Origin of the sequence: Tritonibacter mobilis F1926, from assembly GCF_000376545.2 — a bacterium.
GTDB lineage: Bacteria > Pseudomonadota > Alphaproteobacteria > Rhodobacterales > Rhodobacteraceae > Epibacterium > Epibacterium mobile.
On sequence record NZ_CP015230.1, the window covers coordinates 1748770 to 1762065 of the forward strand.

Here is a 13296-nt window from a genome sequence, read left to right on the forward strand (position 1 = left end):
CGCCATCAGCGCAAATTGACGCGCAGCACGGCAGCGGAGGCAAAGGGCAAAAGTGCGATGGTGCCAAGGGTAATCCCGGCCAACATCAACAGGGGTGTTTCCACGCTCATACCTGAGGCCCCCCGGCGGGCGACTTCGGCGCCAAAAATCAAGGTCGGCACATAAAGCGGCATCACCAGAAGCGACAACAGCAAGCCGCCACGTTTCAGCCCCACGGTCAGCGCCGCGCCAAAGGTGCCAACTACCGACAGCGCTGGGGTTCCAATCAACAGCGACAGCGTGATCCAGAGATATCCGCCAGCAGGCAGGTTCAACAGCACGCCCAGCACAGGCGCGGCCAGAACCAGCGGCAGCCCGGTGGTCAGCCAATGCGCCAAGGCCTTGACGCTCAACACGCCTTCGAGCGGCAAAGGGGCCGTGGCCAGCAAATCGAGCGAGCCATCCTCCCAATCCAATGCCAAGAGGCGATCCAGCGACAACAAGCACGCCAACAAGGCTCCGAGCCACAGAATCCCCGGTGCAATCCGCGACAGCGTGTCGGAGTTCGGCCCGACCGAGAACGGCACCATCACCGTCACGATCAAAAAGAACGCAAGACCCAAGCCAAAGCCGCCCCCGGCGCGAAAGGCCAGCCGCAAATCCCGAACCAGCAGCGCGATCACAAGAAGCCCCCCGCGTCATCTGCATCAAAGGCCGGAAGCTTTGCCTTGAACGGGGCAAGGTCCAGAACAAGGCCCTCGATCCCGAGGTCAATATGGGTCGCCATGATCGCCGCTCCGCCCGCCCCCAGATGGGTGCGAATGGTCGCTGCAAATAATTGAACGGATGCTGCATCCAAACTGACGGTGGGTTCATCCAAAATCCAGAGCCGCCGCCCCGTGACCATCAGCCGCGCCAGGGACAGGCGGCGCTTTTGCCCCGCCGACAGCCCCCCAGCCGGACGGTCCCGCAGCGCGGCCAGATCAAACGCCCTAATCGCAGCTTCAGGGTCGCCGCCCCCAAACACCCGCGCCCAGAAGGCGAGGTTTTCATCTACCGTCAGCGTCAACTTCAACCCGTCCGCATGGGCCGCATAAGCGATATCGTCAACGTCCCCGAGGATTTCACCGCAGAGCGGCGGCTGCAGGCGCGCAAGCGTGCGCAACAGCGTGGTCTTGCCAATCCCGTTAGGACCGCGCAACACCAGCGCCTCGCCCGGCGAGAGCGCAAACTGCACCCCTGCCAGTACCGGCATCCCACCCCGGCTCACCCCAAGATCCCTGACCTCAATCATGTTTGTTCCGATTTGTCGCTCTTCCGGCCCAACGCCTTATCACGGCTCAGCAAAAGCAGCGATAGCCCCGCACCGCCTTGCGCCAGATCAAACCGGCAGTGCTGCCAGTGCAATACGGCGGCCTTCGGACAAAAGCACATTATAGGTACGGCAGGCAGCGGGAGAGTTCATCACCTCAACCCCCAACCCCGCCTCTTCCAGCACCTGACGCAGCTCACTTGGAATATGCGCAATCTCAGCTCCGGTGCCGATGAACAGAACATCCACGTCTCCCGCCAGCGCCAACAAAGACGCCTGATCGGTATACCCACCCCAAGTGGATGTCCCCTTGGCCCCGGTCAGGATAGCGCCCTCCTTGACCTCACCACCGACTCGGAAGAAACCTGCACCATATCCATCAATTGGTACAGCATCGGAATAGACCACTTCATTGAGGCGCATAGCGGATCTCCTGTCAGCATGTTCGCCCCTCTGAATATCACGCCAATACCGCCTTCGAAACCAACAAGTGAACAAGCGAGACTCTGCCTCGCGCTCCGAGGTATTTTAAAAAAGATGAAGCCCTGCTTCTTCTAACCCCAAATATCCCGGGGGTCTGGGGGCAGCGCCCCCAGCACGCATCGCCGCACATAGAACCATGCTGAAATGCAAACAGCCGCAGCAATACGCCGCGGCTGTCTCAGGGTCATAGTGCGCCAATCAAGCGTCGATATTGGCGAACTGATTGCCTGTGGTGTCGTTGTTCTTGGTCCAGTCGCGCTTCACGCCCAGCCACAGCAGGATGGTGGAGGCCACGAAGATCGACGAATAGGTCCCGACCACAACGCCCCAGATCATCGCAAAGACAAACCCGCGGATCACATCGCCGCCCAGAACATAGAGCGAGATCAGCGCCAGCAATGTTGTCACAGAGGTCATCATTGTCCGGCTCAACGTCTCGTTGATCGAGATGTTCAGGACCTCGGCCAGCGGCTTTTGCTTGTAGCGGCGCAGGTTTTCCCGCACCCGGTCAAACACCACCACGGTATCGTTCAACGAATAGCCCACAATGGTCAGAAGGGCTGCGATGATCGCAAGGTCGAACTTGATCTGAAGCTCGGAGAACACGCCGATGGTCAGGATCACATCGTGCACAAGCGCCGCCACGGCACCAAGGGCAAACTGCCACTCAAACCGCAACCAGATATAGACAAGCACCGCGCCGATGGCCAAAGCCACCGCCATGATCGCCGTCTGTACCAATTCGCCCGAAACCTTCGGGCCGACGCTTTCGACCGAGATGAACTTGATCCCCGGCGCAACCGCATCCAGCGCGCCTTGCACATCGGCGATAACGGTACTGGACAGTGCCTCGCCATCCTCCTGCGCCTCAATGCGGATCATCGCGACATGCTGATCTTCGTCAAACGTCGGATCAAAAACCTCGGTGATAGTGATGTCGCCCAGTTCCAGCGGCGCGATGGCATCCCGGTAGACCCCGATATCAAGATCCTGCGTCGCCTCGGTGCGGATAGTGGTGCCGCCCCGGAAGTCGATGCCAAAGTTCAGCCCCTGCAGCGCAAAGGAAGCAAAGCCGATCACCACCATCATGGCAGAGATGCCGAGCCAGAGCTTCCACAGCCTGAAGAAATCGAAGGAGGTTCCTTCGGGTACCAGTTTCAAGCGCATCAGTTACACCTCGATGGTTTTGGGACGGCGACGTTCGAACCACATCACGATGATCAGTCGGGTGACGAAAATCGCGGTGAAGACCGAGGTCAGAATGCCGAGGCCAAGGGTAATGGCGAAGCCACGCACCGGGCCGGAGCCGATTGCGAAGAGGATCACGGCGGTGATGAAGGTGGTGATATTGGCATCCACGATCGCCGAGAGCGCCTTGGCGTAACCCTCGTCAATCGCACGCGCCGGACCTCGCCCTGCCTTTAGTTCTTCGCGGATGCGTTCAAAGATCAGCACATTGGCGTCCACCGCCATACCCACTGTCAGAACGATACCGGCGATGCCCGGAAGGGTCAGCGTGCCGCCAATCAGGCTTAGCGCGCCGAAAATCAGCGCAATGTTCAAAATCAGCGCGATATTGGCAAAAAAGCCAAACAGACCGTAACTCAGCACCATAAAGACCAGCACCGCAGCAAAGGCAACAACAGTCGCCACCTTACCCGCATCAATACTGTCCTGTCCAAGCTCCGGGCCGATGGTCCGCTCTTCGAGGAATTGCAACTCCGCAGGCAGCGCACCTGCGCGCAGCAGCACCGCAAGCTGGGTGCTGTCCTCAACGCTGAAGTTCCCGGTGATAATGCCGGAGCCACCGGGGATATGCGAGCGGATCACCGGAGCGGAGATCACCTCGTCATCGAGTACGATGGCAAAGGGTGCGCCGATGTTTTGGGCCGTATAGTCGCCAAATTTACGGGCCCCCGCCGTATTAAAGCGGAAGTTCACCGCAGGCTGGCCATTCTGATCAAAGGCAGGCTGCGCGTCGACCAGTTCCTCGCCGGTGACCACAGGCGCGGATTCTACCGTGTAGTAGGTGCCCGGCTCATCAATCGACGGGATCACCTTATTGCCGATCCCCGCGCTGGCATCAGCGTCAGAGCCACGGCTCACCACCGGATTAAACGTCAGCTGCGCGGTGGTGCCGATGATCTCTTTCAGCTCGGCCGCGGACCCAATCCCCGGCACCTGAATTAGAATCCGGTCGCTTCCCTGACGCTGGATGGTGGGCTCACGGGTGCCAACCTCGTCGATCCGGCGGCGGATGATTTCAAGCGACTGGCGCACGGTGCGATCATCAGAGGCGAGTTTTTCCTCATCCGAGAGTGCAATGGTGATCACATCTCCCTGCCCGCTGACGGTAATGTCGGTGGCCCCCGCCCCGGTGAGCGAGGTCACCGGATTGGCCAGACCGCGCACCAGTTCAAGGGCGCGGCTCATGCCCGCAGCATCCGACAGGCGCAGACGAATCTGATCCGCGGGTGCCTCGGGGATGCGGCGAAACGTGCCGATGGTGCCGCGCTCATCACGCAAAACATTGCGCACCTCGGGCCAGAGCGCATCCATCCGTGCGGTGTAGACATCGCTGACCTGAACTTCGGCCAGAAGATGCGCGCCACCGCGAAGGTCGAGACCGAGGTTCACAAGCCCCGAGGGCATCCACTCGGGCCATTGCTCGGCCACAGTCAGACGCTCAGGGGTTTCGCCCTCAACCTCAATTTGGGCCCAGGCGTCATTGGATTGTTCCACACGGGTGTAGAACGCATTGGGCAGGGCAGCCAAAAGGCCGGCCACGCAGACCAGCCAGATGAGCACCCTCTTCCAGGTATCAATTTGCAGCATTACCCTGCCTTTTCAGTAGCGTGCGAGGCGAGGCTCAGGATGCGGGCTCGGTCTTGTTCAGCACCTGAGCAATGGTGGATTTAACCACACGAACTTTCACACCCTCAGCGATCTCTACTTCAAGCTCGCCGTCTTCTTTGACCTTGGAGACCTTACCGATCACACCGCCTTGGGTGATCACCTGATCGCCACGACGCAGGGCCTCAACCATGTTTTGATGCTGCTTCATCTTCTTCTGCTGCGGACGAATGAGCAGGAAGTACATGATCGCAAAGATTAGGATCAGCGGGAGAAACTGGGCGATTGCGCCACCATCCATAGGGTATTTCCTTCTGTCTTTGGGGGCCATCTTGGTCCCGGATTTTGCGTGGAACCTATGCGCAGCCACAGGGCTTTGCAAGGCAGGGCGGACGTGATCAGGTAGGCTTTCACTGCTCACAGGGCGCTTTTCGCTCTTCTATGCCACAGCAACCGCCACAAGATCACCGTGGGCCGGTGCTGCCCCCTTCCCCTTCGCCCCCCGCTCGGGCATAGCTAACGGCACTGATTCAAACTGCATCATAGGAGCAGACCCATGCATGACATCCGTGCAATCCGCGAGAACCCGGCCGCATTTGACGCCGCCCTGGCCCGCCGTGGAGAGTCTGCCCTGTCCTCTCAGGTGCTGGAGCTGGACGAAGCCCGTCGCGCCAAGATCCTCGCGGCAGAAACCGCGCAGGCTGATCAGAACAAAGCTGCTAAAGCCATCGGCGCCGCAAAGGCCAAAGGCGATGAAGCGGAATTTGAACGCCTGCGGGCCGAAGTGGCCGACAAAAAGGCCGAAGTTGCTACCATGCAGGCCGAGGCCAAGGAACTGGACGCCAAGCTTACCGATATGCTGGCGCGCATCCCCAACAGCCCGGCCGAGGACGTGCCCGAAGGCGCAGACGAGGACGACAATGTCGAGGTGAAGCGCTGGGGCGATGTGCCTGCGTTCGACTTTGAACCCAAGGAGCATTTCGAGATCGCAGGCGTCGCCAAGGCGATGGATTTCGAGACGGCCGCCAAGATCTCTGGCGCGCGCTTTGTGGTGCTGAAAGGTGCCGTGGCCCGCATCCACCGCGCACTGGCGCAGTTCATGGTCGACACCCATGTGGACGAAAACGGCCTCACTGAGGTGAACTCGCCCGTATTGGTGCGTGACGAGGCGATGTACGGCACAGATAAACTGCCGAAATTCGGTGACGATAGCTATCAGACCACCAACGGCTGGTGGCTGGTGCCTACCTCTGAGGTGCCGTTGACCTATTCGGTCGCCGGTGACGTGATCGACGAAAGCACGCTGCCGATCCGCTATACGGCACATACGCTGTGCTTCCGGTCGGAAGCCGGGTCTGCTGGCAAAGACACCTCCGGCATGCTGCGCCAGCACCAGTTCGAGAAGGTCGAGATGGTGTCGATCGTGCATCCCGAGACGTCGGATGACGAGCAAAAGCGCATGTTGGGCTGCGCCGAAGGCATCCTTGAGAAACTCGGCATTCCCTATCGCACCGTGGCGCTTTGCACTGGCGATATGGGCTTTGGCGCGCGTCGGACCTTTGACATCGAAGCCTGGGTGCCCGGCCAGAACACTTACCGTGAGATTTCGTCGGTCTCCACCACCGGTGATTTTCAGGCTCGCCGCATGAATGCCCGGTTCAAGCCCGCCGATGGCGGCAAGCCTGAGTTTTTGCACACGCTCAATGGCTCTGGCCTTGCGGTCGGGCGTTGTCTCATTGCGGTGCTGGAAAACGGCCAGCAAGCGGATGGCTCGGTCAAACTTCCCGCAGCACTTGCGCCCTACCTTGGGGGCAAATCGACCCTCACCGCTGAGGGCACGCTGGCCTGACCTTTACGCGGCAAAGCATACATCAAACAAGAAAACCGGCGCTCATACAGCGCCGGTTTTTCTTTTAAGAACAAGTGGATCAAGCGAGATCCTAAGAAAAACACGCGATCACTTGTCTTTCTTCTTTTTGTTCTTTTTGCTCTTTTTCTTTTTACCGTCAGACTTCTCAGAGAGGATCTTTTTCTCTTTCGCCTTTTCTTTGGCGATTTCCTTTTTCGCCTTGCCCTTCTCTTTTACGGCTTTAGAGGAGGCTTTCTCTTTGGCGGCTGCAAATTCAGCCATCAAGGCTTTGGCCTTTTTGGCAGCTTTGGCGGCCTTGGCCTCGGCTTTGGCGGCTTTTTCTTCTGCCGCTAGGCGCGCAGCCTCGGCAGCGGCAACAGCGCTGTGCACGCTTTCACGCGTATCCTCTGCGGCAGCACTTGCACCTGCTTTTACGGCTTTGGCGGCGGATTGTGCGGCCTCTTTGGCGGCTGCAACGGCTTTGGCCGGTGCGGGTTTTGCACGCGCTGTGCGTGGCTTTCTCGCGGCTGTGGTTTGGCGCCTTGGAGAGGCTGCCGGTTTGGATGCCGCAGACGCAGGTGCTGCGCCCTCTTTTGCCATCTTCTGCGCTGCCGCCTTGAGGCTCGCCGCGCGGGTAGTGCCCAACCGTGGCACTTGCGTCAACTCTGCTTCGGATCGCGCGGCCACATCTTCGACAGAGCGAATACCGTGATCCTGCATCGCCTTTGCGAGCGCAGGTCCTACGCCTGGGAGTTTTACAATTGGGGTCATACGTCCGTAATTCCTCGCAACATCCTGAGTAATATCAATTTCAGAGGTTAGCACTCGAAATTGCGATATGTCCAACATCTCTTGCGAGGCGGCGCGCGCCCTTCAACTCGGGAAAGGAACCAGCCGCTTTTGATCCTCGTCCCAGAGTTTAAGCCCAAGCGCGCGTATCGCTTCACCGAATTTGATCCGACGCGGAGCTATCTCCTCGGGCATGTTGTAATGGCACTGGCGTAGCCGATAGCTGGGGATACGCGCGTTAAAGTGGTGGATGTCATGCAACGTGATATTGGCGACGGCAAAATCAAAGAACCAGCCAAAATCCAGACACGATGAGCCCTGCAGCGCCGCAACACGCGGGTTGAGGTCCGGGCGGCGGTCCCAGTAGGTGTCCTCGAAATTATGCTGCAGATAGACCAGAAACACCCCAATCATCCCACCAAGGAAGGAAAATCCGAGCCAGATCAACAACCCCTCGCCCCCCGCAATCGCATAGAGCGCGTAGAGCCACGCGATGATGGCGAGGTTATGCAAAACCACCTGCATCACACCGAATTCAAGCGTGTTCTTCGGCCAGCGATAGCGGATAAAATAGGTGAAGGCAGCCCCAAGCGGCACCAGCACAAACGGGTTGCGATAGAGACGGTATTGCAGCCGCTGCCAGACACTGGCGCGCTGCCATTCTCCAACGGTCATAGTGTGAATTTCACCCGTCTCGCGGTGTTCAAGGTTGCCAACATTGGCGTGATGCAGGTTGTGGTTCTGCTTCATCACCTCAAACGGGGCGAATGTAAAAGGCGACAGCCCATGCCCCGCCCATTCATTCTGCCGACGGGTTTCAAACAGCGAGTGGTGCCCGGTGTCATGCTGCAACACATAAAGACGCACTGCGCTGAACGCAAAAACAATGCCCGCAGGCCACATCACATACCAAAGATGTGAACAGGAAATCGCCAGATAAAGGGCCGTAAAATAAACGGCGAATGTTCCGAAATAGCTCAACGCGGCAAGCCGGTTGTCCTTCTCGGTGTACTGGCGTGTGTAGGCTCTCAGATCCATGCCTGACCCCATAAATACGCTCTGTGACGCCCGCGTGACGGCGGGATCGGATTAAATTCTCTTTCAATCAGTTAATATGCATACGCCCTATGACAAGTATTTGAACAGCTATAAATACCAGCTGTGCAAAAGCCCGCCTGCGCCTGACCCGCCGTATGTGCGGCAGGGTCGTTTCCTCAGACCGGAGGGGTGGACAGCGCAAGAACGCCCATTTGCTCCAGCCCTTGCAGTACCGCATCCACCGCCACAGTGGCGAGGATCAACCCCATAACCCGGCTGATCACGCTGACACCGGTCTGGCCGATCAGCTTTTGTATCTTACTGGCGAGCAACAGCAAAACAAAGGTAATCGCCAGTACAAAGAGCAATACAACCGCCGTCATCGCCTGCTCCACCACGCCGGTGGAGTGATTGTCGGTCAGGATCACCACAGCGAGGATTGCACCGGGTGAGGCAATCGAAGGGATCGCCAGTGGAAACACTGCGCCAGAGAGATCCTCGTTTTCGGCTTCTTTTATCTCGCTTGCGGCTTTGGTTTCACCAAAAATCATGCTGAGCGCAAAGAGGAACAAGATGATCCCGCCCGCAATCTGAAACGCACCAAGGCGCAGCCCGATGCCTTCGAGAATGATCTGCCCCAAGACCAGAAACAGCCCCAAGACCAGCGCCGACACCAAAACCGCCCGCAGTGCAAATGAGCGATGCAGCCGCTGGGGGACTGCAGCCGTGGCAAACAAGAATACAGGAATGGTCCCAACCGGGTCGATCACCACAAAAAGCGTGATGAACTCCCGCACGAGGTCTTGAAAGACAAAGGGCCATGTCATGTGGCGCGGTCTCCTGTCTGTGGGGCCGCGCTAGCTGGGATCAGCTTTTACGGCCCTCAATGTGTTTACGCAGGCGCGATGGGGTCGATTTCTTTTTCCCCTTGTAGGGGTTCTTGTCGCCCTGTCCCCGCAGCGTCAAGCGAATGGGGGTGCCCGGCATATCAAAATCTTCGCGCAAGCCATTCACGAGGTAGCGATTGTAGCTCGCAGGCATCTTATCAGGATGCGAGCACATCACCACAAAGCCCGGCGGACGGGTCTTGGCTTGGGTCATGTAGCGCAGTTTGATGCGTTTGCCTTGTGGTGCCGGCGGCGGGTGCTGTTCAAGCATACCCGCAAGCCAGCGGTTGAGCGCGGCGGTCGGCACACGGCGGTTCCAGACATCATGGGCTTTCATAATCGCCGCATGTAATCGGTCCAGACCACGGCCGGTTTTTGCCGAGACCGTAACCAGCGGTGCGCCACGCAACTGTGGCAGCAGCCGCTCAAAGGCTTCTTTGAGCGCTTTGAGCTTTTCCTGCTTTTCGTCCTCGATATCCCATTTGTTGACGGCGACAACCACCGCCCGGCCTTCGCGTTCAGCCAGATCCGCGATACGCAAATCCTGCTGCTCGAACGGAATGGCTGCGTCCAGCAGCACCACCACGACCTCGGCAAATTTCACCGCGCGCAGGCCGTCAGAGACCGAGAGCTTTTCCAGCTTTTCCTGCACTTTGGCTTTTTTGCGCATGCCAGCGGTATCAAAGATCCGCATCGGTGTTCCGGACCAGTCGATCTTGAGACTGATGGCATCGCGGGTGATCCCGGCCTCTGGCCCTGTCAGCAGACGGTCTTCGCCAAGGATCTTATTGATCAGCGTGGACTTACCGGCGTTGGGGCGGCCCACTACGGCCACCTGAAGCGGTTTTTCCATGGTCGGAACGGGTGTTGCGGCGATCTCTTCGCCTTCGTTGAACGCCTCATTCTCGTCCTCATCCAGCACCACGTCGGTGGCGGGTGCGGTCTCTTCAGCGAGTTTTTCGAATTTCTCCGACACAGGCAGAAGTTCGGAATAAAGATCGTTCAGGCCTTCGCCGTGTTCGCCCGACATGCGGATCGGCTCGCCAAGCCCCAGACCATAGGCCTCAATCACACCCGCATCGGCGGCGGAGCCTTCGGATTTATTGGCCGCGAGAATGACATGCGCAGATTTCTTGCGCAGGATCTCGGCAAACATCTCGTCCGTGGGGGTCACGCCAGCGCGCGCATCGATGATGAACAGGCAGACATCCGCCATTTCCACCGCCCGCTCCGTCAGGCGACGCATGCGTCCCTCCAGGCTGTTGTCGGTGGCATCTTCCAGACCGGCGCTGTCAATGACAGTAAAGCGCAGATCACCCAGCCGCGCCTCACCCTCGCGCAGGTCGCGCGTGACACCGGGCTGGTCGTCGACCAGCGCCAGTTTCTTGCCGACGAGACGGTTGAACAAAGTGGACTTGCCCACATTTGGGCGCCCCACGATGGCGAGCGTAAAGGACATGGATCCGGACTTTCCGTGATTGGTGAACCGCGCGCATAGCCTATCTTTGCCGCACACGCCAGTAAATAATATGCCCAGGCGATTTGGCGCGACCAAAACACGCGAGGACTGTACGGGTGATTTTCACAGCTTCAGCGCCCTGAACACCCTGCCGCCTTGATCCGGTCGACAAACAGCGGGGTCCTCCCGCCCCTTTGAAACGCAGCCTGTGGCTGCATCACAAGAAGCGTTGGGCCGAGCGGGGCCGCGCCGAAGGCGCGGCCCCGCCCCCTCGCGATGCGCAAAGCGCAGCGCAAAACCTCAATGGGGCAATCCGTAGCTGTTAGCGAAACGCCGCCAAATTGCCGTCGCGCGTCACCACATAAAGGGTGCCGTTGGCCACCACGGGCTCGGTTGTGGCGCCGCCCTTGATCTCCACTGTGCGGGTTTGACGACCGTCAACCGGGTCAAAGAACCGCAAAAGCCCGTCGTTGGACGCAACCAACAGCTGACCGCCTGCAAGAATGGGGCCGTGATGGGCGACAATCTCTGCGCGTTTACGCGGTTTATCCTTGAGATACCCCGGCAAGTCTACCGACCATATGGGGCTGCCGTCATTGGCGTTGAGGCGCATCAGACGACTGCGATCGTTGACCAAAAACAGGCTGCCGCCCGCAGCCCAGACCGGGCCAAAAGTGCCCTCAAACGCAGTCCACAGACGCTCGCCCGAGGCTACATCAAAGGCCGCCGTGCGACCCGAATGGTTGCCAACGTAAACACGATTGCCGTCCATGAAGGGCGCGCCCGTCACGTCGCTGATCTGCGAAATCGCGCTGCCGGTGCGCGCACCTGCAACCGAAGCGATCCAGCGGCGGAAGCCCCCGCGGCGGAACGTGCCGATCAAATCACCAGAGCCAAAGGCAAAGATGGAAATCTCAGATCCAACAACGGGTGCCGGAGCTCCGAGGATGTTGGACGCGCTGGGGCTCGCTTCCATTTGCCATGCGATCCGGCCATCTTTGGTGTCAATCACCCAAGCCGTATCGTCCCCGGCTACAAGATAGAGGAGTCCGTCGCGAATCGTCGGGCTGCCGGAGCCTGTCGCGTCGAGCTCTTGCCGCCACACGAGTTGGCCTGTTTTGGCATTAAGCGCACTCAGAACACCAAAGCCCGAAGACACATAGACGACGCCATCCGCATAAGCGATGCCGCCACCTGTGGCGTCGCCCTCTTCGTCGCTTGCAGGCTCAATATTGCGCTGCCACAGGACCGCGCCCGAAGGGGAAACCGCAGAAACCTTAGATGCCGCATCCAGCGTGTAGATCTGCCCCCCGCCCACAACGGGGGCGGCTGTGATGCGCTGCTTGCGGCTGTCACCTGCACCAATATTCGTCGACCAGATCAATGAGGGCGCGGCAGACAGTGCCGCATGGGTGGTCCGTGTGGTGGGCTGGCCGGGGCTTTGTTGCCACGAACTGTTGGTGACCGCACGCGGCAGCGAGATCGCAACCGAGCGATTTTCAACAACTCCACCCCGGCGATCCGCGTGGATATCCTCACGAGCACCGCGCAGGATTTCCTCCGGCTCGGCACAGCCCAACAGAAGAGCCGCCATCGCCGTTGCCATCACGCTTGCACGCAGGCCGAAACCACCTGGAATTGCCGTCATCACCCTGCCCCTGTCATTATTCATGGGTCATTATCACTGGTCCCGCCGGATCTGCTGTCGCGCAGACCTCAGCCTTCCTGAGCTTCCGCCTCCGGCGATCCGCCAAGGGCTACAATCACTTGAGAGACGCGCTCTTGCAAGTCCCGCGACACGCCAGCCGAGGCTGCGATCTCTTTGAGACGCGACAGCGCGGCGTCCGTGTCGCCTGCCTCGATATCGAGAAGCGCCAGTTGCTCGCTTGCCAGAAATTGCAGTGAGCCGCCTGCTGCAGCGAGCGTTTCCAGACGCAATCTGCGGTCCTCGACAGGCAGGGTATCCGCCTGAAGGATCACAGATTTGAAAGCTGCGATGTCACGGTAGACCTGCGGCAGCTCGCTTTGCTGTGCCACGGCTTCCAACAGGCTCGCGGCTTTCTCGAGTTCACCCGCGTCCGCCAATGCAGCCGCTTGCGCAAAATCCACAACAGCTTTAGCACCCACCTCACTGGCGGAAACACCCGCCAGCGCCGCCGCGCGATCTGCCGCGTCATTTGCGGTGAGCGCTGCCGAAATCTGGTCTCCGACGTCCTGCGCCGCACTGACGGCCTTGGCGCGGCTGTATTCACGCCATGTCGCACCACCGACGATCAGCAGCACTGCCACAGCACCGATCCAGCCATAACGCTTTAGCATCAGGAACAGACGGTCGCGGCGGACCTCTTCTGTGACCTCGTCGATGAAACTGTCGGTATCGCTCATGAAACGGCCCTTGTCGCTCAAATCTCCACACCCATATACGGGCACGGATTGTCTTAGTGTCGATGTGACATAGCCTGTGCTGCGGGACAAGCCAAGTCCTGTCCACTCCGTCAGAAAATGCCGAGAATCACGGCTGAACCTGCGCCAGCGGGTCAGAATCTTGGTCGATTCGTGTCATTTTGCGTGACAAGAGCAATCAGAACCATTTTCTTAACGCGCGAAAACACCTAGGTCTGTCATCGTGGCAGATCCCAACCCTGCC

13 protein-coding genes are annotated in these 13296 nt (G+C 59.2%); 1 reads left to right on the forward strand and 12 read right to left on the reverse strand.

The window, feature by feature from the left end:
* Positions 1–5: 5 nt before the first annotated feature.
* From ccmB to yajC, 6 genes are all read right to left on the reverse strand, one after another.
* Positions 6–662 (reverse strand): heme exporter protein CcmB, encoded by a 657-nt coding sequence (ccmB, locus tag K529_RS08380; RefSeq protein WP_005626509.1) that lies wholly within the window; start codon positions 660–662, stop codon positions 6–8.
* The gene (gene ccmA / locus K529_RS08385) at positions 659–1273 is read right to left on the reverse strand and encodes a heme ABC exporter ATP-binding protein CcmA (RefSeq protein WP_046002850.1); all 615 of its coding nucleotides are present in this window, start codon (positions 1271–1273) and stop codon (positions 659–661) included. Before ccmA ends, ccmB begins: the two co-directional genes overlap by 4 nt.
* Before the next feature lie 87 nt (positions 1274–1360).
* The gene (locus K529_RS08390; protein ID WP_005631191.1) at positions 1361–1714 is read right to left on the reverse strand and encodes an Mth938-like domain-containing protein; all 354 of its coding nucleotides are present in this window, start codon (positions 1712–1714) and stop codon (positions 1361–1363) included.
* 258 nt (positions 1715–1972) lie between these two features.
* The gene (gene secF / locus K529_RS23810; protein WP_005651473.1) at positions 1973–2941 is read right to left on the reverse strand and encodes a protein translocase subunit SecF; all 969 of its coding nucleotides are present in this window, start codon (positions 2939–2941) and stop codon (positions 1973–1975) included.
* Between the two features lie 3 nt (positions 2942–2944).
* The gene (secD, locus tag K529_RS23815; protein WP_005651475.1) at positions 2945–4609 is read right to left on the reverse strand and encodes a protein translocase subunit SecD; all 1665 of its coding nucleotides are present in this window, start codon (positions 4607–4609) and stop codon (positions 2945–2947) included.
* 34 nt (positions 4610–4643) lie between these two features.
* Complete coding sequence (gene yajC / locus K529_RS08405; protein ID WP_005651476.1) at positions 4644–4928, reverse strand: preprotein translocase subunit YajC; 285 nt, start codon at positions 4926–4928, stop codon at positions 4644–4646.
* Positions 4929–5183: 255 nt separating this feature from the next.
* Between yajC and serS the strand changes: the two genes are divergently transcribed.
* Entirely contained in the window at positions 5184–6476 is a 1293-nt protein-coding gene (gene serS, locus K529_RS08410) for a serine--tRNA ligase (RefSeq protein ID WP_005651478.1), read from the forward strand.
* A 108-nt stretch (positions 6477–6584) separates the two neighbouring features.
* On the opposite strand, the gene K529_RS08415 is transcribed toward serS, so the two are convergent.
* The 6 genes from K529_RS08415 to K529_RS08440 all read right to left on the reverse strand — a co-directional run bounded on the left by K529_RS08415 (position 6585) and on the right by K529_RS08440 (position 13034).
* Entirely contained in the window at positions 6585–7247 is a 663-nt protein-coding gene (locus tag K529_RS08415) for a helix-hairpin-helix domain-containing protein (RefSeq protein ID WP_046002849.1), read from the reverse strand.
* 102 nt (positions 7248–7349) lie between these two features.
* On the reverse strand, positions 7350–8303 hold the full coding sequence (locus K529_RS08420; protein ID WP_040643359.1) for a fatty acid desaturase: 954 nt from the start codon (positions 8301–8303) through the stop codon (positions 7350–7352).
* A gap of 176 nt (positions 8304–8479) precedes the next feature.
* Positions 8480–9130, reverse strand: a complete 651-nt coding sequence (locus K529_RS08425) for a MarC family protein (RefSeq protein ID WP_005651485.1) — start codon at positions 9128–9130, stop codon at positions 8480–8482.
* A 40-nt stretch (positions 9131–9170) separates the two neighbouring features.
* A complete protein-coding gene (der, locus tag K529_RS08430; protein WP_005651488.1) occupies positions 9171–10649 on the reverse strand; it encodes a ribosome biogenesis GTPase Der in 1479 nt (492 codons plus the stop codon).
* Positions 10650–10971: 322 nt separating this feature from the next.
* Positions 10972–12297, reverse strand: a complete 1326-nt coding sequence (locus tag K529_RS08435) for a PQQ-like beta-propeller repeat protein (protein ID WP_046002309.1) — start codon at positions 12295–12297, stop codon at positions 10972–10974.
* Between the two features lie 68 nt (positions 12298–12365).
* Positions 12366–13034 carry a hypothetical protein gene (locus K529_RS08440; RefSeq protein WP_005627098.1) on the reverse strand — a complete coding sequence of 223 codons (669 nt, stop codon included), beginning with the start codon at positions 13032–13034 and terminating at the stop codon, positions 12366–12368.
* Positions 13035–13296 lie beyond the last annotated feature (262 nt).

Coding starts and splice junctions, on each gene's coding strand:
- serS (WP_005651478.1), top strand. CDS start 5,184: ATGCATGACATCCGTGCAATCCGCGAGAACCCGGCCGCATTTGACGCC.
- der (WP_005651488.1), bottom strand. CDS start 10,649: ATGTCCTTTACGCTCGCCATCGTGGGGCGCCCAAATGTGGGCAAGTCC.
- K529_RS08425 (WP_005651485.1), bottom strand. CDS start 9,130: ATGACATGGCCCTTTGTCTTTCAAGACCTCGTGCGGGAGTTCATCACG.
- secF (WP_005651473.1), bottom strand. CDS start 2,941: ATGCGCTTGAAACTGGTACCCGAAGGAACCTCCTTCGATTTCTTCAGG.
- K529_RS08435 (WP_046002309.1), bottom strand. CDS start 12,297: ATGACGGCAATTCCAGGTGGTTTCGGCCTGCGTGCAAGCGTGATGGCA.
- K529_RS08390 (WP_005631191.1), bottom strand. CDS start 1,714: ATGCGCCTCAATGAAGTGGTCTATTCCGATGCTGTACCAATTGATGGA.
- secD (WP_005651475.1), bottom strand. CDS start 4,609: ATGCTGCAAATTGATACCTGGAAGAGGGTGCTCATCTGGCTGGTCTGC.
- K529_RS08420 (WP_040643359.1), bottom strand. CDS start 8,303: ATGGATCTGAGAGCCTACACACGCCAGTACACCGAGAAGGACAACCGG.
- ccmA (WP_046002850.1), bottom strand. CDS start 1,273: ATGATTGAGGTCAGGGATCTTGGGGTGAGCCGGGGTGGGATGCCGGTA.
- yajC (WP_005651476.1), bottom strand. CDS start 4,928: ATGGATGGTGGCGCAATCGCCCAGTTTCTCCCGCTGATCCTAATCTTT.
- K529_RS08415 (WP_046002849.1), bottom strand. CDS start 7,247: ATGACCCCAATTGTAAAACTCCCAGGCGTAGGACCTGCGCTCGCAAAG.
- K529_RS08440 (WP_005627098.1), bottom strand. CDS start 13,034: ATGAGCGATACCGACAGTTTCATCGACGAGGTCACAGAAGAGGTCCGC.